The organism is Pseudomonas sp. NFXW11, assembly GCF_049887815.1.
In the GTDB taxonomy this organism is placed as follows: Bacteria; Pseudomonadota; Gammaproteobacteria; order Pseudomonadales; family Pseudomonadaceae; genus Aquipseudomonas.
In genome coordinates this window covers 120,170-142,493 of the sequence record NZ_JAGEKI010000014.1, presented here as the reverse complement: position 1 = coordinate 142,493, position 22,324 = coordinate 120,170, and the positions used below count along the sequence as shown (strand labels likewise).

The 22,324-nt window shown below is 66.0% G+C and carries 16 protein-coding genes; 12 read left to right on the top strand and 4 right to left on the bottom strand.

All coding sequences use genetic code 11. The features are described from left to right. The first annotated feature begins 1 nt into the window (after window position 1). The 6 genes from cobN to J4P02_RS21180 all read left to right on the top strand — a co-directional run bounded on the left by cobN (window position 2) and on the right by J4P02_RS21180 (window position 9,747). Window positions 2-3,772 carry a cobaltochelatase subunit CobN gene (cobN, locus tag J4P02_RS21205; protein ID WP_426193874.1) on the top strand — a complete coding sequence of 1,257 codons (3,771 nt, stop codon included), beginning with the start codon at window positions 2-4 and terminating at the stop codon, window positions 3,770-3,772. A 129-nt stretch (window positions 3,773-3,901) separates the two neighbouring features. Then, window positions 3,902-4,909, top strand: coding sequence for an ATP-binding protein (locus tag J4P02_RS21200; protein ID WP_426193872.1), 1,008 nt, complete (start codon window positions 3,902-3,904; stop codon window positions 4,907-4,909). Beyond that, a complete protein-coding gene (locus tag J4P02_RS21195; RefSeq protein WP_426193870.1) occupies window positions 4,834-5,571 on the top strand; it encodes a vWA domain-containing protein in 738 nt (245 codons plus the stop codon). The genes J4P02_RS21200 and J4P02_RS21195 overlap by 76 nt, the downstream gene beginning before the upstream one ends. A gap of 93 nt (window positions 5,572-5,664) precedes the next feature. Then, the gene (locus J4P02_RS21190) at window positions 5,665-7,311 is read left to right on the top strand and encodes a phospholipase D-like domain-containing protein (protein WP_426193868.1); all 1,647 of its coding nucleotides are present in this window, start codon (window positions 5,665-5,667) and stop codon (window positions 7,309-7,311) included. A gap of 163 nt (window positions 7,312-7,474) precedes the next feature. Then, window positions 7,475-9,010, top strand: a complete 1,536-nt coding sequence (locus tag J4P02_RS21185; protein ID WP_426193866.1) for a tyrosinase family protein — start codon at window positions 7,475-7,477, stop codon at window positions 9,008-9,010. 5 nt (window positions 9,011-9,015) lie between these two features. Continuing rightward, entirely contained in the window at window positions 9,016-9,747 is a 732-nt protein-coding gene (locus J4P02_RS21180; protein WP_426193864.1) for a DUF2182 domain-containing protein, read from the top strand. 47 nt (window positions 9,748-9,794) lie between these two features. Here the strand turns inward: J4P02_RS21180 and J4P02_RS21175 are convergent, their stop codons facing one another. From J4P02_RS21175 to J4P02_RS21165, 3 genes are all read right to left on the bottom strand, one after another. Further along, window positions 9,795-11,801, bottom strand: a complete 2,007-nt coding sequence (locus J4P02_RS21175; protein WP_426193862.1) for a hypothetical protein — start codon at window positions 11,799-11,801, stop codon at window positions 9,795-9,797. A gap of 67 nt (window positions 11,802-11,868) precedes the next feature. Next, complete coding sequence (locus tag J4P02_RS21170; protein WP_426193860.1) at window positions 11,869-13,599, bottom strand: alpha-keto acid decarboxylase family protein; 1,731 nt, start codon at window positions 13,597-13,599, stop codon at window positions 11,869-11,871. Further along, entirely contained in the window at window positions 13,586-15,343 is a 1,758-nt protein-coding gene (locus J4P02_RS21165; protein WP_426193858.1) for a flavin monoamine oxidase family protein, read from the bottom strand. Before J4P02_RS21165 ends, J4P02_RS21170 begins: the two co-directional genes overlap by 14 nt. A 274-nt stretch (window positions 15,344-15,617) precedes the next feature. On the opposite strand from J4P02_RS21165, the gene J4P02_RS21160 reads away from it, so the two are divergent. The 6 genes from J4P02_RS21160 to J4P02_RS21135 all read left to right on the top strand — a co-directional run bounded on the left by J4P02_RS21160 (window position 15,618) and on the right by J4P02_RS21135 (window position 21,675). Next, window positions 15,618-16,532, top strand: coding sequence for a LysR family transcriptional regulator (locus J4P02_RS21160; protein ID WP_426193856.1), 915 nt, complete (start codon window positions 15,618-15,620; stop codon window positions 16,530-16,532). A 147-nt stretch (window positions 16,533-16,679) separates the two neighbouring features. Further along, window positions 16,680-17,783: a tartrate dehydrogenase gene (locus J4P02_RS21155; protein WP_426193854.1), complete on the top strand. Its 1,104-nt coding sequence runs from the start codon at window positions 16,680-16,682 to the stop codon at window positions 17,781-17,783. Between the two features lie 13 nt (window positions 17,784-17,796). After that, on the top strand, window positions 17,797-19,245 hold the full coding sequence (locus tag J4P02_RS21150; RefSeq protein WP_426193852.1) for an aldehyde dehydrogenase family protein: 1,449 nt from the start codon (window positions 17,797-17,799) through the stop codon (window positions 19,243-19,245). A 47-nt stretch (window positions 19,246-19,292) separates the two neighbouring features. Further along, window positions 19,293-20,051, top strand: coding sequence for an SDR family oxidoreductase (locus tag J4P02_RS21145; RefSeq protein ID WP_426193850.1), 759 nt, complete (start codon window positions 19,293-19,295; stop codon window positions 20,049-20,051). A gap of 55 nt (window positions 20,052-20,106) precedes the next feature. Further along, the gene (locus J4P02_RS21140; protein ID WP_426193848.1) at window positions 20,107-21,081 is read left to right on the top strand and encodes a cyclase family protein; all 975 of its coding nucleotides are present in this window, start codon (window positions 20,107-20,109) and stop codon (window positions 21,079-21,081) included. An 81-nt stretch (window positions 21,082-21,162) separates the two neighbouring features. Beyond that, window positions 21,163-21,675, top strand: a complete 513-nt coding sequence (locus tag J4P02_RS21135; RefSeq protein ID WP_426193846.1) for a hypothetical protein — start codon at window positions 21,163-21,165, stop codon at window positions 21,673-21,675. Between the two features lie 9 nt (window positions 21,676-21,684). On the opposite strand, the gene J4P02_RS21130 is transcribed toward J4P02_RS21135, so the two are convergent. After that, complete coding sequence (locus tag J4P02_RS21130; protein ID WP_426193844.1) at window positions 21,685-22,257, bottom strand: LuxR C-terminal-related transcriptional regulator; 573 nt, start codon at window positions 22,255-22,257, stop codon at window positions 21,685-21,687. Between the last annotated feature and the right edge of the window lie 67 nt (window positions 22,258-22,324).

Sequence of the window (22,324 nt, the reverse complement as noted above, 5' to 3'; positions counted from 1 at the left end):
CATGCACCTGCTCAGGACCCAGCCCGGTGGTTTCGTCTCGGATGACAACATTGCCGACCTTGGACAAACCCCCGCCGAGCTGGTGATCCTGTGCAGCGGCGATTCCAGCCTGGCGTTGCTGGCGGAGGCCGCCGAGCAATTGCCCGCGGACTACCCCAGCCTGCGCCTGGCCAACCCCATGCAGGTGCAGAACCACGCCTCGGTGGACCTTTATGTCGACCAGGTGCTGCGCCACGCCAAGCTGATTCTGATTTCCCTGCACGGCGGCATTGCCTATTGGCGCTATGGCGTCGAGCAACTGGTGGAGCTGTCGCGGCGCGGTGTGCAGTTGATCCTGATGCCGGGGGACGACCGCCCCGACCCGGAACTCAGCGACCTGAGCACCTTGCCAGCCGCCGAGCGCGACCGCCTGTGGCAGTTTCTGCGCCAGGGCGGGCGCGACAACGCGCTGAATTTCTACCGTTGCCTGGCCGGCCTGCTGGGCCGCGACTACCCCTGGGATGAACCCCAGGCCCTGCCACGCACGGCGATCTACCACCCCCTTAAAAGCCAGGCGAGCCTCGGCCACTGGCAAGCCGACTGGCAGCCCGGGCAGGCGGTGGCGGCCTTGCTGTTCTACCGCTCTCACCTGCAGGCGGCCAATACCGCCTTTATCGATCTGTTCTGCCAGCGCCTGCAGGCCGCGGGGCTCAACCCGCTGCCGATCGCTGTGGCCAGCCTCAAGGAACCCGGCTGCCTGAGCCAGGTCGAAGACTGGCTGGAACAGGCCGGTGCCGGGGTGATCATCAACACCACCGGGTTTGCCCAGTCCAGCCCGGAGGCCCCGCACCTGCGGCCGTTCCGCCGTGATATCCCGGTGCTCCAGGCGATTTGCGCCCAGGACAACGAACCCGGCTGGCGGGACAGCGAACAGGGCCTGGGCCCGCGGGACCTGGCCATGCACATCGCCTTGCCGGAGCTCGACGGGCGCATCATCACCCGGCCCATCAGCTTCAAGGACCTGGCCTGGCGCAGCGAGCGCAGCCAGTCGGACGTGGTCTGCTACCGCGGCCAGCCCGAGCGCATGGATTTCGTTGCCGAGCTGGCGCGGCGCTGGGTCGAGCTGGGGCGTTTACCCAATGGCGAAAAACGCATCGCCCTGGTGCTGGCCAACTACCCGACCCGGGATGGCCGCATCGGCAACGGCGTGGGCCTGGACACCCCGGCGGCGGCGCTGAATATCCTCAGGGCCCTGCAGGCCGAGGGCTATCCGCTGGCGAGCGAACTGCCGGCCAGCGGCACCGAGCTGATCCAGCAGTTGCTGGGCGGGGTCAGCAACGACCTGGAAAGCCTCGACCTGCGGCCCTGCCAGCAAAGCCTGGCGATGGACGACTACCTGCGGATGTTCCAAGCCCTGCCCGAGGCCAACCGCCAAGCAGTGCTGGAGCGCTGGGGCCCGCCACAGCAGGACCCGATGTGCCGCGATGGGCGGTTGATGGTGGCCGGCCTGCGCCTGGGCCTGAGCTTTGTCGGCATCCAGCCGGCCCGGGGCTATCAAGTGGACCCCAGCGCGGTGTACCACGACCCGGACCTGGTGCCGCCCCACGGCTACCTGGCGTTCTACTTCTGGTTGCGCCAGGTGTACGGCGCCCATGGGGTGATCCATGTCGGCAAGCACGGCAACCTGGAGTGGCTGCCGGGCAAGGGTGTCGGCCTGTCCGAGCAGTGCTGGCCCGATGCGCTGCTGGGCCCGCTGCCGAACATCTATCCGTTTATCGTCAACGACCCGGGGGAGGGTGCCCAGGCCAAGCGCCGCACCCAGGCGGTGATCATCGACCACCTGATGCCGCCGCTGACCCGCGCCGAAACCTACGGCCCGCTGCGCAACCTGGAACTGCTGGCCGACGAATACTACGAAGCCCAGCTGCTGGACCCGCGCCGGGCCCGGGAGCTGCAGCGGGACATTCTGCGCCTGGTGCGCGAAACCCATATCGACCGCGAGCTGCAACTGGACGGGCAGCTGGACAGCGACGCCGACGCGGCGCTCTGGCTGCCGCGCCTGGACACCTACCTCTGCGACCTCAAGGAATCGCAGATCCGCGACGGCCTGCATGTGTTCGGCGAGTCCCCCACGGGGCGCCTGCGCATCGATACCCTGCTGGCCTTGCTGCGCATTCCCCGGGGCGACGGCAAGGGCCCCCACTCCAGCCTGCTGCGGGCCCTGGCCAAGGCCTTCAACCTGGGCTTCGACCCGCTGGACTGCGCCCTGGCCGAGCCCTGGACCGGGCGCCGGCCGCTGCCCTTGCGCCAGCTTGGTGATGCCCTGTGGCGCACTGCCGGCGATACCCGCGAACGCCTGGAACTCTATGCCGGGCAGTTGATCGAGGCCGCGCTCAAGGGCCCGGTGGCCCAGTTGGAGGAGGCCGGCTGGGAGCCGGTGCAGGTGATTATGCAGGCCTTGCGCGAGCTGGTAGCGCCACGCCTGGACGCCTGCGGCCCGGCGGAAATGCATGGCCTGCTGGCTGCCCTGGGTGGGCGATTCGTACCCGCCGGGCCCAGCGGCGCGCCCAGCCGCGGGCGTCTCGACGTGCTGCCCACCGGGCGCAATTTCTACTCGGTGGACGTGCGCAACCTGCCCACCACCACCGCCTGGCGCATCGGTTTCCAGTCCGCCAGCCTGATTCTCGAACGCCACCTGCAGGACCACGGCGACCACCTGCGACACCTGGGCCTGTCGGTGTGGGGCACCGCCACCATGCGCACCGGCGGCGATGATATCGCCCAGGCCATGGCCCTGATGGGCGTGCGCCCGGTGTGGGCCACCGGCAGTCAGCGGGTCGACGATTTCGAGATCCTGCCCCTGAGCCTGCTGGACCGGCCCCGGGTGGATGTCACCCTGCGTATCTCCGGCTTCTTCCGCGACGCCTTCGCCAACCTGATCCGCCTGTTCGACGCGGCGGTGCAAGCGGTGGCGGCCCTCGACGAGCCGGCGGACATGAACCCCCTGGCGGCCCGGGTGCGGGCCGAGCGCGAAGCCCTGGAGGCCTCGGGCCTGGACCCGGACAGCGCCGCGCGCCAGGCCGGCTGGCGGATCTTCGGCGCCAAGCCCGGTGCCTATGGCGCCGGAGTCCAGGGCGCCATCGACGGCCGCCTGTGGCAGAGCCGCGAAGACCTGGCCGAGGTCTACCTGAACTGGGGTGGCTACGCCTATGGCGGCAGCGATGAAGGCTGTGCCGCCCGCGAGCAGTTCGCCACCCGCCTGGGCCAGGTGCAGGCAGTGCTGCAGAACCAGGACAACCGCGAGCACGACCTGCTGGATTCCAACGACTACTACCAGTTCCAGGGCGGCATGCTGGCGGCGGTGGAAAGCCTGCGCGGCACCCAGGCCGCCAGCTACCACGGCGACCACAGCCAGCCCGACCTGCCGAAGATCCGCACCCTCAAGGAAGAGTTGAACCGGGTGATCCGTTCCCGGGCGGCCAACCCGAAGTGGATCGAAGGGGTCAAGCGCCATGGCTACAAGGGCGCCTTCGAAATGGCTGCGACCCTGGACAACCTGTTCGCCTTCGACGCCACCACCGAGCTGATCGACGATCATCAGTACGCCCTGCTGGCCGATGCCTACCTGCTGGACGACTCGACCCGGGAGTTCGTCCGCCAGCATAATCCCCACGCCCTGCGGGACATGACCGAGCGTTTGCTGGAAGCCCAGCAGCGTGGCCTGTGGCAGGAACCCGGGGATTATCGTGAAGCCCTGGAGCATTTGCTGCTGGATATTGAAGAGGACGGCTGATGCGGCGAGTGCTGCGCACTCGATCGCGAGCAAGCTCGCTCCCACAAGAGCAATGCACCACCTGTAGGAGCGAGCTCGCGAAAGCAATTTCCCGAACACCCCAAGACCCGACCCAAGCGAGACCCCGATATGAGCGACACCCCGCATTTCCCGCTGTCCGCCGTGGTCGGCGCCGATGCCCTGAAACTGGCCCTGTGCCTGACCGCCATCGACCCGAAGATCGGTGGTGTGCTGATCGAAGGCCCGCGGGGTATGGCCAAGTCGACCCTGGCCCGGGGCCTGGCCGACCTGCTGGCCAGCGGGCAGTTCGTCACCTTGCCCCTGGGCGCCACCGAGGAACGCCTGGTGGGCACCCTGGATCTGGACGCCGCCCTGGGCGAGGGCCGGGCGCAGTTTTCCCCGGGGGTGCTGGCCAAGGCCGATGGCGGGGTGCTCTATGTGGATGAGGTCAACCTGCTGCCCGACCACCTGGTGGACCTGCTGCTGGACGTGGCCGCTAGCGGCACCAACCTGATCGAGCGCGACGGCATTTCCCACCGCCATTCGGCGAAGTTCGTGCTGATTGGCACCATGAACCCGGAGGAGGGCGAACTGCGTCCGCAACTGCTGGACCGTTTCGGCCTCAACGTCGCCTTGAGTGGCCAGACCGCGCCCCTGGAGCGGGGGCAGATCATCCGCCGACGCCTGGATTTCGACAGCGACCCCCAAGGCTTCTGCGCCCACTGGGCCGGCGCCCAGGCCGAGCTGCGCCAGCGCTGCCAGCAGGCGCGGACGGCCCTGGACAACATTCCCCTGGATGATCAGGCCCTGGCGCTGATCACCGAACGCTGTTTTGCCGCCGCGGTGGACGGCCTGCGCGCCGACCTGGTGTGGCTGCGAGCGGCTCGGGCCCACGCCGCCTGGCGGGGGGCGCCAGCGATTGCCGAGGAAGATATCGACGCCGTGGCCGAGTTCGCCTTGCGTCACCGCCGCCGCTCGACCCCGGCCACGCCCCCGCAAGCGGCCCACAGCCCCCAGCCGCAGGCGGCGCAAGGCGCCAACCCGGATCAGGGCCAGGGCCAATGGGGCGAAATGCCGGCCCAGGTACAGCCCATGGGCGCCCGTCGCGAAGTGCCGAGCTGGCCAAAAAAGCCCTAGGCATCCGCCCCCGTACGGACCGGGGGGCGGATGCCAAACCCCGGGCCGGGCAGTTGGAACAGGGCCGGCATGGCGCCAGCCGCCTGGCCAGGGAAGGGCGCATCCACTGGCCGGGCACGCTGCTCAAGGGGCGCCCGCGCCAGCACGACGACCTGCTGTTCCAGCTGCGCCGGCGTGCGCCCCATGAGCTGTGGCTGGTGCTGGTGGATGCCTCCGCCTCGACCCGTCGACAGGGCGCCCTGAGCGCCGCCAAAGGGGTGCTGGCGCAACTGTTCGACGACGCCTACCGCCAGCGCGCGCGGTTGGCCCTGCTGACCGCCAGTGGCCGTGCACCCAGTTGGCAGGTGCAAGGCTTGAAAGCCTCCAAGGACCTGGGGCATTGGCTCGATGGCCTGGCGGCTGGCGGCGGCACGCCTTTGCTGCAGGCGCTGGATGAAGCCGGCCACTGGCTGGAACAGCGCCAACGGCGGCTGCCGGCAGAGCAGCGGCGGGTGCTGCTGATCACCGATGGTCGGTTGAAAAGCCTGCCGGCCCTGGCGCCTCTCAACTGCCCGACCTTGCTGCTGGATATCGAACGCGGCCCGATCCGCCTGGGCCGTGCCCGGGAGCTGGCGCAGATGCTCGACGCCGAATACCGACATATCGACAGCCCCAGCCCCTAACGCGGACACATGCCCCTGCCATTCACCCGCACTGCTGTGCGTCGCACGCGGGAGCGACTACGCTTGGCGCTGTCTTTCACAAGGAGTGATGCCATGCGGGTACTGGTGCGTAACGACAAGGACGATTTCCGGGTCAAGGCCTATGCCGGGACCAATGGCGTGCTCCTGGCCATGGACCTGGATGCCTCCCGGCGCAAGGGGCTGCTGGGCTTTGCCATCGAGAAGCAGACCGGCAGCAAGCCCTGGCTGTTCCTGTTCAATAGCCTGACCTTTGCCGGCAAGGCCCACACCTTCCCCCAGTACAACGCCACCCCCAGCGATCAGGCGCCGTTGCAGAAATTTCGCTGGGCCGACTACGCGGTCAACCCCGGCACCACCCAGAACTACCGGGTGCACCTGGTGTACGGCAGCCCCGATGCGTTGCAGCTGGGCGAATCCCTGGCCCTGAGCATCACCGCCGACAATGGCCAGCCCGCTGGGCAACGGGTGATCTTCAACCGCGCGGTGGCCGCCAGCCAGGCGTTCTCGCGCAAGTTTCCCGAGCTGGACACCTTGCTCAGCGCGAACAAGAACCTGGCCATCGAAGATTGGCCCGATGCGCCCCGGCAATGGCTGGAAAACGGCCTGCTGGAGGAACTGCTGGGCTTTATCCAGCGCGCCACGGATGCCAGCTGGAGCCTGGATATCGCCATCTACGAGTACCAGCTGGCAGCCATAGTGGAGGCGGTGAATGCCGCCTTCGACCGCGGCGTGCAGGTGCGGGTGCTGTACCACGCCGGCCCCGGTGACGACGACACCACCCTCAACCAGGCCAGCTTGCAGCACCTGCCCGACGCCAATAAGCGCGGGCGGGTGACCCACGCCATTTTCCATGACAAGTTCATCGTCCTCAGCCGCCTGGACGCCAGTGGCCAGCGCCAGCCCAGCGCGGTGCTCTGCGGCAGCACCAACTTCACCGCCAATGGCGTCTATCGCCAGGCCAATGTGTTGCATAGCCTCGATCGCGGGGACATTGCCGGGCACTACCTCGAGGTATTCGAGCAGATCTGGGCGGCGCCCACGGATGTTGGCGCCACGCGCCAATGGCTGACCCAGAACAACCCCATGCAACCCGATACGCCGCTGTTCGCCGGGTTTTCCCCGCGCAGCGGGCAGGGCGACCTGGCGCAGTTCGTCGAGATCATCAACGGCGCTCGCCGCGACCTGCTGTTTGTCACTGCTTTTGCCTTGCCCGACAGCATCCTCGATGCCCTGCTGGGCCAGCCCCACGACGACGTGCTGCGCTACGGCCTGCAGAACACCGCCAGCCGCATCACCGGTTTCCACGCCGATCGCACCGCCGAGTTCGCCGCCACCGCCTTGCTCAACAACGGCCTGGAGGGCTGGCTCAAGGAAGGCCTCAAGGGCCAGAAGGGCAACCTGCTGGTGCACACCAAGGCCATAGTCACCGACTTCACCAGCGAGGCGCCGGTGATCATCAGCGGCAGCCACAACCTCAGCGTGGGCGCCAGCCAGAGCAATGACGAGAACTTCCTGATCATCCGCGGCGACACCGACCTGGCGGACCGCTATGGCCTGGAGCTGCTGCGCTTCTACGAGCATTACCGCTTCCGCTACTTCGCCAAGCAACTGGCCCTCAAGCAGGTCCAGCCCCTGGCAGCGGACGACAGCTGGAGCAATGACTACTACCTGGACGGCGACCTGCGCATGCTCTCGCGGCTGCGTTTTTCCGGGCGCTGAGCCGAGCCGCCGAACGGCCTGTCATCGGTCCGCTTTTACCGGGGCCGGGCAGGCAGATTGATATCACCTGATCTAGCGTTGCCAGCGGAGGAAATCCTTCCTTCGCAACGCGGTTTTATCAGGGAGATAGGCCATGGTTCATGTTCGGCGTGATGTCTGGAAATTGACCAGCGATTGGGATGACACCTTGTTGTGGTACGCCAAGGCCGTCGGCGTGCTGCAGCAGCGACCGATCACCGATCGCACCAGTTGGCGGTTCCTCGCGGCGATTCACGGTTTTGATCAGGATTTGTGGACGCAAGCCGGTTATCTGCAGCCGCATGAAACACTGCCTGCCGAGGCCGAGACGGCGATCTATTGGGATCAATGCCAGCATGCGACCTGGTTCTTTTTGCCCTGGCACCGTGGGTACCTGGCGTCCTTCGAACAGATTGTTCGTGACGCCATCGTCCAGCTCGGTGGTCCCAAGGACTGGGCACTGCCTTACTGGAACTACAACGAAGCGGCCAAGTGCTTGCAGATGCCACCCTGTTTCGCGGCGAAAACCCTGCCGGACGGCGTTACTCCGAATCCGCTCTATGTCGAGCGTCGATATGGGCCCGACAGTGATGGCAAGGTTCTATTGGAGGCCGACAAGATCGGCCTCGATTGTCTGCAGAATAGGTTTTTCGAAGGCGGCAAAAATGGACATCCCCCAGGCTTTGGCGGCACCCAGACCGGTTTCAATGATGACAACCAAGGTATCGCCGGGGACCTGGAGTCACGCCCGCACAATGTCGTGCACCGAGAGGTGGGTGGTAACGGCATGACTGCCAGTGGTGAGCATGTCGGCGGCTTGATGGCCGACTCCGACACCGCTGCACTGGACCCCATCTTCTGGCTGCATCACGCGAATATCGATCGGTTGTGGCAGGTCTGGCTGGACATCAACCCGGATCACCAAAACCCCGATAAGCCCGAGTGGTACAACGGTCCGCCGAGTCTGGGCCGAGCCTTTATCGTGCCAACGGTCAGCGGTGAACCCTGGAAATTCAAGGTAGGGGAGGTGCTCGATACATTGTCGCCCAAGCTCGACTATCGCTATGACATCCAGGCGAGTGTCGAGCCCAGGGTACCGGTGTTGCGTCAGCGCCTGACACGGTTGGGGCTGGCAACGGAGCAGCTGCGACAGTTTTCCGATGTGGAGGCAGCCATGGCCAACGACCAGAACAGCGAGTTGATCGGGGCCAACCGGGCGCCACTGGACCTGGTGGGCAATTCGGTGCAGACCACCGTGGTGCTGGACAAACAGGGTACGCAAAAGCTCTTTACCAGCCTGAAAGCCAACACCCTGGCCGCCACCTTTACCCCGCCGGACCGGGTATTCCTCAATCTGGAGAACATTCGCGGCAAACGCGATTCGATTCTGCTGGAGGTCTACATCAACCTGCCACAAGACGCCGACCCGGCCCAGCACCCCGAGTTGCGTGCCGGCGTGCTGGCGCTGTTCGGCATGCGCCGGGCCAGCCGGACGGACCTTGGGCATGGCGGCCAGGGCATCAGTCAGGTATTTGAAATTACCGATATCATCGACAACCTGCACCTTGGCGGGATTACCTCGGCTGACCAGCTCAATGTCCGCTTTATTTCCAGGGAACCGGTGCGTCTAGAGGATCAGGTCACGGTAGCTCGGGTCAGCCTCACGCGACTGGGAGACTGACGTCCATGGGTTACTATTTGCGCCTGCTGGGGCGCGGGGCGCTTCCCTGGTCGCTGTTGGCCAGCCTGACGGGGTGGGGGTGGCTGCTGGGATCGACGACGATGCTGTCGGTCCCGGCGTTTTGCGGCAATTTGCCGTTGGCTGGATATGCCCTGGGTTGGCAGGGGATCGAGCAGGCGCTGCTGTTCAATCCACCGCTGCGGCTGCTGTTGGCCTGGTTGTTGATGTTGCTGGCCATGACTCCGCTGCTACTGGTGCAACCCCTGACTTATGTTTGGCGACGCAGCTTGCGGCGCAAGCGCTGGCAGGCTGTGGCGCTGTTCGTACTGGGTTATGCCGCGGTGTGGACCTTGGGTGGCCTGCTGCTGTTGTCGCTGGTGGTTCTGGTGCAGGTCTGGCTGGGGTTATCGACCTCCCAGAGCCTGATGGGGGCGTTGCTGTTGTGTCTATTGTGGCAAGCCTCGCCCCTCAAGCAGCAATGCCTGAACCACTGTCATGTGCAGCCGCGGATCTCGGCGTTCGGCATGGATTTCATCATCGACTGTCTGCGCTTCGGTCTGAGTGCCGGTGCCTGGTGTGTGGGTTCGTGCTGGCCATTGATGCTGATGCCGATGCTGACGTCCCAGCGGCATGTGGCGCTGATGCTGTTGTGCATGCTGTGGATGCTCTACGAGCGCTGGCAGCGTCCGCGGCTGGTGCGCTGGTACTGGCCACTGGCCTTGCGCTGGCGACCTTGAGGCACCGACACCCGCCGTTTATCCGGCTGGTGTCGGCGCTGCGGCACCTAGAGCTCCGGCACCGGGCTCACTGTGGCATTGCGCCAAGCGGTTTGCAGTTGCTCGTCGAGCAGCGCCGGCACCTGCTTGCTGGGCTGCTGCTCAAGGCTCAGCTTCAGGCCGTTGAGGGAGCGGCCGCTAAGGCGGTTGCCCGCCAGGTCCTCGCGAAACACCTGTTCCGCCGCGGCGTACTGTTTCTGCTCCAGCAGGGCATAGCCGAGGGATTCGCGCAGGGTGTAGTACCAGTCCGGCGGTTCGTTGTAGGCCAGGCCATCCTGTAGCGCCACCGCCTTGCGCCAGGCATCGAGGCGCTGTTTGCCGCTGTCGCCGTCCAGGGCCTGGAGGTCGCCGTTGAGGCTGTCGTTGGCGTTGTTGAACAGCTGATTGCCGAGGCTTTTCAGGGCCCCCAGGTCGAGGGCGCCGGCGGTGCCGCTCTGGGCCCGGTTGACCAGGATCAGGTTAGCGATGCGCAGCAACTGCTCTGCCGAGTTATTGCCGTACATCAGCGCCTGGTCACCCTTGAGCGGCGCCGCGGCGGCTGCTTGCCAGAAGCCCTTGAGGGCGTCCCGGGCCTGGTCCGGGCTGAGGTTGGCGGCGCTCAACTGGCGGTAGGCCTGGGCATAGGCGCGCATCAGCCGGGTGTAGGGCATGTCCAGGGCCTGCCAGTTCGGGTTGGCCTGCAGGCAGGTCTGGTTGACCTTGGCCAGGCCGGCGTCGATCTTCGGCTCGATGCGGGCCAGGGCGTCCCAGTCCTCGAAGCGCACGGCGAAGTAGTAGGGCACCGCGTAGAAATAGTCGGTCTTGGTCTTGAGTTCGTCGGGGTACTGCAGGCAGAGGAAAGGCATCGCCGAGTACTGGGTGGTGTTCTCCACCAGTTCCTCGGCCATGTTCAGCGCCTCGTTCTTGCGCCCCTCGATGGACAGGGTCCAGGTCAGGAAGTGCAGGTTGTGCCCCAGGTAGTGCAGGGCATAGGGGCTTTGCGGCTGCACCTGATGGGTGTAGGCGCGGTCCACCGACACGGCGGTGTAGTTGGCGACGCTGGCCAGGGCGTTGTTGCCGGTGCGCTGGTAGATGTGCGAAGCCATATGCACCAGGTGACCGATGGCCGGGTTCTGCTCGCGGAAGCGGTCGGCCATGGGCAGGCCGCTGTCGGGGAACGGTGATTCCTCGATGGCGTGGATATAGAAGTGATTGGCCCCGGTGTGCTGCTGGTCCTGCACTAGCACCCGGTTCAGCACTTGCAGTGCCTCGTAGGCCACCTCGGTCGGCTTGACCCGATCGGACACCGCCTCGTTGCCCTCCCACCATTTCCACGGTTCCCGGCTGAGCAAGGCATCGGCGTACAGGGTGGCGGCATCCAGGTCGTCGAAATACCGCTGCGCCAGATCCTTCATGGCGTCGCTGTAGGCCCGCTTGCTGGCGTCGTCGAGTATCACCTGGCCGTCTTGGTCGCGGTAGAGCTTGAGGAAGGCCAGGGCGTAATCCACTTCACGCTGCAGCTGGCGCGGGCTGAAGGCGGCCTGAGCGGCGGGGTCCTTGAGCCGCGCGTTGGCGTGGGCCAGGGCCATTTGCGCGGAGCGGTAGGCCAGTTGGTTGCAGCCGGTGGTGGCGATGCTGTTGATATTGGAGTTGGCCGACAGGGCGATGCCCCAAAAGGGCATGGCCGAGCCTTCGTCGAAGCGGCTGGCCTGGTAGAAGGCGCGGATCGCCGCGGAGAAATTGAAGCCGTATTGCAGGGCCATGCCCTGGCTGTAGAAGGCCTGGACCTGCTCGGCCTGCTTGAGGCTGACCAGCGGGTAGCGCGTGCCCCCCAGGCCCGAAAGCAACTGGTCGGCCTGGGTGTCCTGGGGGCTGACGCAAAGTAGCAGCACCTCGCTGTAGGGCTTGTCCGGCGGCTGCGGGGTGAAGCGGATCGCCGCCTCGGTGCTGCTGTGGTTCATGCTGTGGGCCTGGGCACCGCAGGCTGCGAGCCACAGGCAGGCGGCCAGGGTCGGGCGCAGTAGGGAAAGGGCCATGCTGGGGTGCTCCTTGCAGGAAACCGTGCGGCAGGAGCCGGCCAACCGGCTCCTGCCGCGGCGGGCTTCAGTCGTTGTCGTGGCTGTGGCGGGCGACGAACTGCGGCCCGTCGGGCTTGGCCAGGCGCTTGATCTGCGGCGCCAGGTCGCGCTGTGGAATCACCACCTGGATCAGCGCCGGGCGGTCCTTGAGGCCCAGAAATTGCGGCAGCAACTGTTCCAGGCCGGCGCGGGTCGAGACCTTGAAACCCTCGGCGCCAAAACCCTTGGCTAGGGCCAGGTAGTCCCAGCTCGGGAGGATGTCGAACGGCGCGAACTGGCCGCCGGGCTCGAAGGCAGTGATATCGACGAAGGCCTGTTCGATGGCGTAGACCTCGTTGCTCATGACGAACACCAGGGCATTGACCCGGTTGCGCACCAGGGTCGACAGCGACTGGCAGATCATCATGAAGCCGCCGTCGCCGGCCACCACGATCGGCCGCCGGCCGCTGCCCAGGGCCACCCCCAGGGCGCAGCCGGTCTCGTGGCCCAGGGACCCCCAGATGGCATCGGCGACGAAGCTGTCCCGGGGCAGGTCATTGAGATTGCTGGCGGCATACAGCGCCGAGCTTTCACCGAGGATCAGGCTGCTGTCGGCCCACAGGTCGTGCTGCCGGGCAAAATCGTCGAGCATCTCCAGGAACAGGTCGTAGCCCAGGGCATCGTCGGCCGCACCCTGTTTCAGCAGGGCCGCTGGCGCCGGCTCCCGGGCGTTGTGGAGCAGTGGGTAGTCCTGGTCCAGGCCCATGGCGGTTAGCAGTTGCTGCATATAGGCGGGCAAGGGCACATGGGGGTAGTACTGCAGGCCCGTGCGCGCCTGCTGGCTGTTGACCAGGATGATCCGGCTGAAGTCCTTGGCCAGCAGTTGCAGGTAGTCGTCGGTGAAGATCACCCCCAGGGCCAGGATGCAGTCCACATCCTGCATAAAGGCCTGGGTCCACAGCCGCGAGGCGGGTCCGACATAGGTGCCGATGAACTGCGGGTGACTTTCGTCAACCACGGTCTTGGCTTCCAGGCTGGTGGTGAAGGGCAGGCCGCTGGCCTCGATCAGGCGCATCACCTGATCCTGCAGGCCATAGCGGGCCACCTCGATACCAAGCATGATCACCGGCGAGCGGGCGCTGCCCAGGCGTTGCAGGCTGGCCTCGATGGCCGCCGCCAGGGAGTCTTGGTCACAGCGCGCGGGCTCGGGCGCAAGTTCGCCCTGGGGCCGGGGGCAGGGCTCGCCCCAGACGTTCTGCCAGGCTTCGAGGTAGATCGGCCGACGCTGGCTGATGGCCTGCACCAGCGCCGCGTCGATCAGCCCTGGGGCACTGGCGCTGTCATCGAGGATCAGGCTGGCCACGGTGATGGGTTCGAACACCTTGCGGCCCACCTGCAGGTCGCCGGTGGAGTGGTGGAACAGCACGTCCTGGGACCAGATCAACTGGCGGTTCTGTGCATTGGGGCTGGCGCTGATCAGCACCACCGGGTTGCGCTCCACATAGGAACCGGCGATGGCATTCAGGCCGCTGAAGGTGCCGACGCTGTATTGCAGCGATACCGCGCCAATCCCGGTGTAGCGGGCATAGCCGTCGGCGGCGTAGGCCGCGGCCATTTCATTGACCTCGCCCACGGCGTCGATGCCGTCGAAGTCGTCCAGGGCCGACATAAAGTGCGAGACATAGTCGCCGGGCACCTGGAACACCTTGCGCAGGCCCAGCTGATAGAGGCGGGTGAGCAGGTAGTCGGCAACGCTGAAAGAGTCATTGCTGGCCATGGTCGATGCCCTCGTAGGCGAATTGGGTGACCTCGTTCAAGGTCTTGGCGCAGTCCGCGCAGGGCAGGGCCTGGTCGCTGGGCAGGCTGCAGCCGTCCGGGGTCGGCACCGGCAGCAGGGCGTAGTCCTTGGGCAACCAGTTGGGGCGCTTGAGGCCGAAGAAGTCTTCCAGGGTCGACTCGGCCACGGTCAGCGCGCCCTCGACCCAGCCCTGGCCGATGGAATAGGCCTCGCCGACGATATGGATGTCCTGGTCGGCCACCGGCTTGCGCATGCGGCAAATGATCTGGTCGAGGCGGTAGTTGGCCTTCCATTCGTGCCAGCCACCACCGTAGGGGTCGGCGTCCCAGGCATGGTAGACCGCCGAATAGGGCCGTGGCAGTTCCACCTGGTCGTGCACCTGGGTGACTTGCATCTGCGCCACCCGGACCATTTCGTCACTGACTTGGAACTGGCTCCTGGGCACCACCTCGGCGGCCTTCAACTGCCCGCTGAGGCTGGCCGGTAGATGGCCGACAAAGGGCGCGCCGCCTTCCAGGCCTTTCCAGAACGGCACCGTGCCGATGTCGTTGTAGGAGGCCATCAACAGCGAGTTGAGGGTCGGTTGGCCGCCGGGCTGCTCGCATTCGGTGCCCATGTAGTAGACCTGGCGCACCGGCAGGTCGGTCACCGAGCGCCCGGCCACCAGCCCGAGGCTGCGCCACCAGGGTTGTTCGTAGGCGAGGAACAGCTTGAAGGCCGACTGCATCAGCACCGAGCCGAGGTTTTCCTTGAGCCAGGGATCGTCGAACAGCGGTGCTTCGATCAACTCCAGGGCACGGCGCGGCATGGCCAGAATGATTTTCTTCGCCTTCACCACCTGGCTGCCCTCGGCGTCGCGGGTGCTGCCATCCTCGGTGACGGTGCTCTGCAAGTGCAGGCGATAGGGGAAGTCGTGGTCCTTGGCGTAGCTGATTTTCACCAGCCGCTGGTTCATCTGCACCCGCTGCTTGGCAGGCAACAGCCCCGGCAGCTTGGCGAACTTGGCCGCCAAGGTCAGGGGCAGGCTCTGGAAGCCCTTGGTCAGGGTCAGGAAGGTGGTGGTGTCGCTGTACTCGGTGGCGGGCAACTGGGTCACCGCGCTGGCATTGGCGACGTTGGCGTCGTAGCCGCCGGCGTCCTTCATGAACTGGTAGCCCTCGTTGCTCATGACCCGGTAGAGCAAGTCCCAGAAGCCGTATTTCCAGATCTCCTTGCCGAACACCTTGACCTGCATCTGCTGGCACAGGCTGAGCTGGTCGAAACCGGGGTAGACGTAGTTCATCACCTTGACTTGCAGGTCTTCGGGGCCAAAGCCGCGCTCCGACCAGGCCAGGTCGTAGGGAATCTTGTGCGGCGCTTCCTTGAAGTCGCGGTAGCGAAAGCGCTTGCCCCGCAGGTAGAACAGGTTGTTCTGCGAACCCACCGGCAGCGGCGCGCCCATGGGGAAGTTCTGGCTCGGCAGGCGCAACTGCTTGACCAGGCTGTCCACCAGCACATGGCCGCCGGGGCCGGGGATGTAGCGCATGCCGCCGACTTCCGCGACCACATTGGGCAGGCCCGGCAGGTTGATGCTGAACAGCCGGCCACCGATGCGGTCGCTGTATTCGAACAGGCCGATGCGCAGTTTCTCGCCTTGTTCATGCTGCAGGCGCCAGGCGCTGTAGGTGCCGGACGCACCGCCACCGACAACCGCCACATCGAGTTCGAGTTCTTGAGCTTTCATGGGAAATTCCCTTTAGGTTGAAGGCGGACATCGGCGTCCTGCCGCGACCTAGTATTGTTCACTTCCGGCGAAATTCCAGTTTGCCATCACGGGTGCTCAAGACCCCTGTGGGCGGGGCTTTGCTGAATATTGTCGGACGATTTATCGGCGCTTGGGGGCGCCTTTCGGCAGGCACCCATGGAGGTTTTTCCAGGTGCCCCGATGTGCGCTCATCAGGTTGGACAGGCGGCGCCCGACTGGGTAGTTTCCAGCCACCGCGCACAAGGATCTCGCCATGGCCCCGGACCTGACTTCCATCGAGCTGTTTCTCAAGGCCCTGACCCTGGGCAACCTGTCCCGGGCCGCCGAGCAGTCGCACCTGTCGCTGTCCGCCGCCAGTCGACGCCTATCGCTGCTGGAGGAGCATTTCAAGGTGGCGCTGCTGCTGCGCAGTTCCACCGGGGTGCAGCCGACCGCGGCGGGGCTGGCCTTGGCCGAGCATGCGCGGAGCATCCTGCGGGCGGTGGACCTGATGCACGCCGATCTCGCCGACTTCGCCAAGGGCGCCACCGGGCGGGTCAGCCTGTATGCCAACAGCTCGGCCATGAGCCAGCAGCTGCCCCAACAACTGACCCAGTGGAGCCAGCTGCACCCGGGCATTCGCGTGGATATCCGCGAGGAACGCAGCCGCGAGATTCTCCTGGCGCTGCGCGACGGCATCGCCGATGTGGGCATAGTCACCACCTTGCCCCAGGCACGGGACCTGTACTTCCAGCCCTATTGCCGCGACCGCTTGTGCCTGATCGTGCCCCAGAACCACCCGTTCAAGATGCGCCGTGCGCGCTTTGCGGACCTGCTGGGCTATGACTTCGTTGGCCTGGAAGACAACGCCGCCATCACCCCGCTGATTGCCGAGGCCGCGGCGGCGGTGAGCATGCCGCTGCGCCTGCGGGTGCAGGTGCGCAGCTTCGAGGCGGTGTGCCGGCTGATTGCCGCGGGGCAGGGCGTGGGGGTGCTGCCCGAGGGCGCGGTGCAGATCTTCCGCAAGGAGATGGCCTTGCGATTTATCGAAATCGACGACCCCTGGGCCGATCGCCAGATGTACCTCTGCCGCCGCCTGGAACAACCCTCCCTGGCCAGCCAGGCGCTGTTCGACTACCTGGCCGCTGGTGCGGACGACGAAATGCCGCTGGCCGAGTCCGCGCCTTAGCAGAAACCTGTTCGCCTGCCTTCGAATTTTGCGAAGGCGGTTTCCACAATGAGCAATTCCCACTGGCGCACCGGCTGGCCAGAATGGGCCCGTCCGTGCACTTCACCTGCCTCGATCACCAGCACCCGTCAGACCAGGAGATACGGCTTGTCCAGGATCAATCCCGCAGTCAAACCTTGCCACCGCATTGCGGTGATCGCCGGCGACGGCATCGGTCGTGAAGTGGTCCCTGAAGGGCTGCGGGTGCTGGAGGCCGTGAGCCGGCGCTTCGCCATCGACCTGCAGTTCGACCACTTCAACTGGTGCAGCGAGCACTACCAGGCCCACGGCAGCATGATGCCGGCTGACTGGGCCGAGCAGATCGGCGACCACGAGGCGATCTTCTTCGGCGCGGTGGGAGCCCCCGACATAGTCCCCGACCATGTGGCGGTGTGGGATTCGCTGCTGAAGATCCGCCGCCAGTTCGACCAGTACGTGAATATCCGCCCGGTGCGGCTGATGCCCGGGGTGCCGTGTCCGTTGGCCGGGCGGGTGCCCGGTGACATCGATTTCGTGGTGGTGCGGGAAAACACCGAGGGCGAGTACTCCAGCGTTGGCGGGCGCATGTGGGAAGGGACGCCGCGGGAGATCGTGCTGCAGGAATCGGTGTTCTCCCGCCAGGGGGTCGACCGGGTGTTGCAGTACGCCTTCGAACTGGCCAGCCGCCGGCCGCGGCACAACCTGGTGGCGGCCACCAAGTCCAACGGCATCGCCATCACCATGCCGTTCTGGGACGAGCGCCTGGAGCAGATGGCCAAGGCCTATCCCCAGGTCGATACACGCAAGTTCCACATTGACATTCTCTGTGCGCACTTCGTCCAGCACCCGGACTGGTTCGATGTGGTGGTGGCCTCGAACCTGTTCGGCGACATCCTCTCCGACCTCGGCCCGGCCTGCACCGGCACCATCGGCATCGCGCCCTCGGCCAACCTCAACCCCGAGCGCCTGTACCCCTCGCTGTTCGAACCGGTGCACGGTTCGGCGCCGGATATCGCTGGCCTCGGGGTGGCCAACCCGATCGGCCAGATCTGGTCGGCGGCCTTGATGATCGAGCACCTGGGGCAGGGTGATGAGCGTTACCAACGGGCCGCGGCGGCCATAGTCGAGAGCATCGAGACGGTGCTCGCCGAAGGTCCGCGTACCCGGGAAATGGGTGGCAATGCCAGCACCGTGGAAGTCGGGCGGGCGATTGCCGAATGTCTGGCCGGATAATCCAGGAGCCGCTATGAACCTTGCACACTACATCGACAACCAATGGCAAGCCTCGTCCTGGGCCGAGAGCATTCCGGTGCTCGATCCCAGCAGCGGTATCACCTATGCCCATATCGCCCGAGGCACCGCCGAGGATATCGATCGGGCGGTACGGGCCGCGCAACGGGCCCTGGGCGACAACTTCGACGGCCCCTGGGGCAGCCTTTCGGCCCTGGAGCGCGGGCGCCTGCTGGCACGCCTGGGCAATGCGGTGCTGGAGCACCATGAAGAGCTGGCGCAGATCGAGGCCCGGGACACCGGCAAGGCGCTGAAGGTGGCCCGCGCCGACGCCACCGCCCTGGCGCGCTACTTCGAGTACTACGCCGGGGCCGCCGACAAGCTGCATGGCCAGACCTTGCCCTACCAGGCCGGCTACACCGTGCTCACGGTGCGCGAGCCGCATGGGGTGACCGGGCACATCATCCCCTGGAACTACCCGATGCAGATCTTTGGCCGCAGCGTCGGCGCCGCCCTGGCGGCGGGCAACGCCTGTGTGGTCAAGCCCGCCGAGGACGCCAGCCTGTCGCTGCTGCGGCTGGCGGAACTGGCGGCCCAGGTGGGGTTCCCGGCGGGCAGCCTGAATGTGGTCAGCGGCTATGGTCACGAAGCCGGCGCCGCCCTCAGTGCCCACCCCGGGGTGGCGCATATTTCCTTTACCGGCTCCAGCAGCACCGGTGCCCGGGTGGCCGGGGCGGCGGCGCAGCGGCATTGCCCGGTGACCCTGGAACTGGGGGGCAAGTCGCCGCAGATCGTCTTCGCCGACGCCGATCTGGAGCGGGCACTGCCGGTGCTGATCAACGCCATTGTGCAGAACGGCGGCCAGACCTGTTCCGCCGGCAGCCGCCTGCTGGTGCAGCGCAGCCTCTATGAGCCGCTGCTGGAGCGCCTGGCCCAGTGCTTCGGGCAATTGCGCAGCGGGCCGGCGGAACTGGACCTGGACATGGGCCCGCTGATCAACCAGAAACAGTTGCGCCAGGTGCGCGAGTTTGTCCGCGAGGCCGAGGCCGCCGGTATCCCGGTGGCAGCCCGCGGGGTGCTGGTGCCCGAGGCCGGCAGCGGTGGCTATTTCCATGAGGCGGTGCTGTTTCGCGATGTGCCGCCAAGCAGCCGCCTGGCCCGGGAAGAAGTGTTCGGCCCGGTGCTGGCGGTGATGCCTTTCGAGGATGAAGCCGAGGCCATTCGCCTGGCCAACGACAGTGCCTTCGGCCTGGTGGCCGGGGTCTGGACCCGCGACGGCGGGCGCCAGCTGCGCATGGCCCACAAGCTGCGCTGTGGCCAGGTGTTCATCAACAACTACGGCGCCGGGGGCGGCGTCGAACTGCCCTTTGGCGGGGTCAAGGCCAGTGGTCATGGCCGCGAGAAGGGCTTCGAGGCGCTGCTGGGTTTCACCACCTTGAAGACCATTGCCATTCGCCACGACTGACAAGCCGCCGATACGCGGCCACTACAACAAAAACAGGAGTCACGAGCATGCGTCTAGCCAATAAAACTGCCATCGTCACCGGCGCCGGTTCCGGCTTTGGCGAGGGTATCGCCAAGACCTTCGCCCGCCAGGGCGCCCGGGTGATAGTCGCCGACATCAATGCCACGGGCGGCCAGCGGGTGGTGGAGGAGATCCGCGCCGCTGGCGGCCAGGCCCATTTCATCGAGGTCAACGTGGCCCAGGACGCCAGCGTCGGTGCCTTGCTGGGCACTACCCTGGAGCACTACGGTGGCCTCGACATTGTGGTCAACAACGCCGGCACCACCCACCGCAACCGGCCGATGCTGGAAGTGGACGAGGCCGAGTTCGACCGGGTGTTCGCGGTCAACGTGAAAAGCATCTACCTCAGCGCCCGGCACTTCGTGCCGCATTTTCGCGGCCAGGGCGGCGGGGTATTCATCAATATCGCCTCCACCGCGGCGATCCGCCCGCGCCCCGGGCTGGTCTGGTACAACGCCAGCAAGGGCGCGGTGGTGGTCATGAGCAAGACCATGGCCGCGGAACTCGGGCCGGACAATATCCGCGTCAACTGCGTCAACCCGGTGGTGGGGGCCACGGCCCTGCTCAGCGAATTCATGGGGGTGCCGGACACCCCGGAAAACCGCCAGAAATTCATGGCGAGCATTCCCCTGGGGCGTTTCTCCACGCCCGAGGATGTGGCCAACGCCTGCCTGTACCTGGCCAGCGACGAAGCCGCCTTCATCACCGGCACCTGCCTGGAAGTGGATGGTGGACGTTGCGTCTGATGCGCTGTAGAAACCCTTCTGGCTAACCAGAACCCAGCTATGGAGTGCACCTGAGATGTGTGGGATCGACAACGACAACAGCCACCCCGATACCGCGAAGTTGCTGCAAGGCCTGCCGAAGAACTGGGGCAAGTGGGGCCCGGACGACGAGGTCGGCGCCCTCAACTACCTGCAGCAGGCCGAAGTGCTGCGTGGCGTGGCCGCCGTGCGCCAGGGCAAGACCTTCACCCTGCAAGTGCAGATCGGCCACCCCGGCGGCGACCCGATGTGGCCGGCGCGCAACCCTTCGATGCGCTTCAACACCCTGGACCGCAGCCACTATCAGGCTGGCAAGCAGCCGTCGATGAGCGGCGGTGCCGAGTACTGCGACGATGTGATCTTCATGCAGTTGCAGGGCTCGACCCAGTACGACGCCCTGGGCCATGCCTGGTACGACAACCAGCTGTGGAACGGCTACGACGCCAGCAGCACCGTGGGCGGCATGGCCAAGGCCAGCGTGCTGCCGATTGCCGAGCGCGGCGTGGTGGGCCGCGCGGTGCTGATCGACATGGCCCGCCATCGCGGCAAGAAGTACCTTTCGCGCGGCGAAACCTTCAACCACCTGGACCTCTTGGCCGCCGCCAAGGCCCAGGGCGTGGCCATCGAGAAGCGCGACATCCTGATCATCCGCACTGGCTCCATGGGCGCCTTCTACGAGTACGGCAAGACCGAGTTCTTCAAGGACCTGGTGGAGCCGGGGCTGACCTACAGCCGGGAACTGGTGGACTGGTTCAACCAGATGGAGATTCCCAACCTGGTGACCGACACCATCGCCAACGAGGTGATCACCGACCCGGTGTCGGGTGTGCAGATCCCGCTGCACTGCGCGCTGATGCGCAACCTGGGCATCGCCTTCACCGAGATCGTGCTGCTTGAAGACCTGGCCGCGGATTGCGCCGCCGACGGCCAGTGGACCTTCCTCTACACCGCCGCGCCATTGAAGATAGTGGGTGGCAGCGGGGCGCCGGTGAACCCCATCGTCATCAAGTAATCCACCGTTGCTGGTTTTGTGTTGGGCGCAGGGCTTATCCTGCGCCCCCTCACCAAGACCGATACGGATCATCGACCGATCATGCATGACGATTCCCATCCGCCAGACTGCAGCTGCTGCCTGGATCACGCCAGCGCCCACCAAGGCGTGCTCGACACCCTGGAACTGATGGCCGGCGATCCCGAGGCATCAGAGGACCAGATCGTGGAGTGGCTACAGGAGCGCGGCTACTCGGCAATCGCCGCGGAAAAGCTCAACGCCTTCGTGCCGACGGCCCTGGCCTGGATAGTGCTCAAGCGCCTGGGGGTAAAGCACCTGCCCAACCACTTTATCGCCCTCGATGAGGCCGGTGAGGAGGTACGGATTCCGGTGGCCGGCCAACACTACTTCACGGCCGCGCTGACCCTGGCCTACAACACCTTTGAAAACGGCTGGAGCAAGGTGCTGCCGCGTCAGACCTACGAGATCGTCGCCGGCAGAAGCGCCGAGATGGCCGCTGCCAACCAGGCGCTGTATGCCGGGGAATCCTTGCAGGGCACCACCCTGGGGGCCTCCCATCTGCTACGCATGACTGCCAGCGAGGTGCTGGCGTAGGGCTGCGCGTCAACTGATGTAGATGATCTTCGACACCAGCTCGGCGCTGTTCTTGGCCTGCAGCTTCTTCATCAGCCGGGCGCGGTGCACCTCCACCGTGCGGTGGGAGATCGCCAGCTTGCGCGCCACTTCCTTGCAGGTCAGGCCGTTGACGATGTGCAGGGAGATCTCGCGCTCGCGCGGGGTCAGCTGGATGGTCGGGGCCGGGCGGCGGTCCAGGCGCTCGAAGTGCCAGACCATCAGCCGGAACGGGTCTTCCGGGGTCAGGGAAAACCCCTGGGCCCGGGCCCAGAACACCTCGCCGTCGCGGTGCTGCATAAAACGTTCATCGGAATAGAAATTTCCCGGGCCGCTGCGCAGCCAGTGCTCGCTGCGTTCGCCGATGCTCTGGTAATCGGCCTGGGAGGGGTAGAGCAGCAGGGTCAGGTGATCCAGCAATTGCTCGCGCTGATAGCCGAACAGGCGCAGGAAGGCCTGGTTGCAATCGAGCATGCGCCGGTGCCCGGTAATCAGCTGCGGTGCCGGCGACACCTGGAAGGCCAGGCATTCCAGATCCTGGAAGTGTTGAGCATTTAGGGTCATGGGGCATCCTGCCGCGAGTCTGTAGGTACACCGCTCTAGCGGGTGGCTCACTACTTACTGCTGTACG

Bases quoted from the DNA above. Each gene is read 5' to 3' on its own strand.
- J4P02_RS21175 (WP_426193862.1), bottom strand. From the start codon at position 11,801: ATGGCCCTTTCCCTACTGCGCCCGACCCTGGCCGCCTGCCTGTGGCTC.
- J4P02_RS21180 (WP_426193864.1), top strand. From the start codon at position 9,016: ATGGGTTACTATTTGCGCCTGCTGGGGCGCGGGGCGCTTCCCTGGTCG.
- J4P02_RS21135 (WP_426193846.1), top strand. From the start codon at position 21,163: ATGCATGACGATTCCCATCCGCCAGACTGCAGCTGCTGCCTGGATCAC.
- J4P02_RS21190 (WP_426193868.1), top strand. From the start codon at position 5,665: ATGCGGGTACTGGTGCGTAACGACAAGGACGATTTCCGGGTCAAGGCC.
- J4P02_RS21130 (WP_426193844.1), bottom strand. From the start codon at position 22,257: ATGACCCTAAATGCTCAACACTTCCAGGATCTGGAATGCCTGGCCTTC.
- J4P02_RS21165 (WP_426193858.1), bottom strand. From the start codon at position 15,343: ATGAAAGCTCAAGAACTCGAACTCGATGTGGCGGTTGTCGGTGGCGGT.
- J4P02_RS21160 (WP_426193856.1), top strand. From the start codon at position 15,618: ATGGCCCCGGACCTGACTTCCATCGAGCTGTTTCTCAAGGCCCTGACC.
- J4P02_RS21195 (WP_426193870.1), top strand. From the start codon at position 4,834: ATGGGGCGAAATGCCGGCCCAGGTACAGCCCATGGGCGCCCGTCGCGA.
- J4P02_RS21200 (WP_426193872.1), top strand. From the start codon at position 3,902: ATGAGCGACACCCCGCATTTCCCGCTGTCCGCCGTGGTCGGCGCCGAT.
- J4P02_RS21145 (WP_426193850.1), top strand. From the start codon at position 19,293: ATGCGTCTAGCCAATAAAACTGCCATCGTCACCGGCGCCGGTTCCGGC.
- cobN (WP_426193874.1), top strand. From the start codon at position 2: ATGCACCTGCTCAGGACCCAGCCCGGTGGTTTCGTCTCGGATGACAAC.
- J4P02_RS21140 (WP_426193848.1), top strand. From the start codon at position 20,107: ATGTGTGGGATCGACAACGACAACAGCCACCCCGATACCGCGAAGTTG.
- J4P02_RS21150 (WP_426193852.1), top strand. From the start codon at position 17,797: ATGAACCTTGCACACTACATCGACAACCAATGGCAAGCCTCGTCCTGG.
- J4P02_RS21170 (WP_426193860.1), bottom strand. From the start codon at position 13,599: ATGGCCAGCAATGACTCTTTCAGCGTTGCCGACTACCTGCTCACCCGC.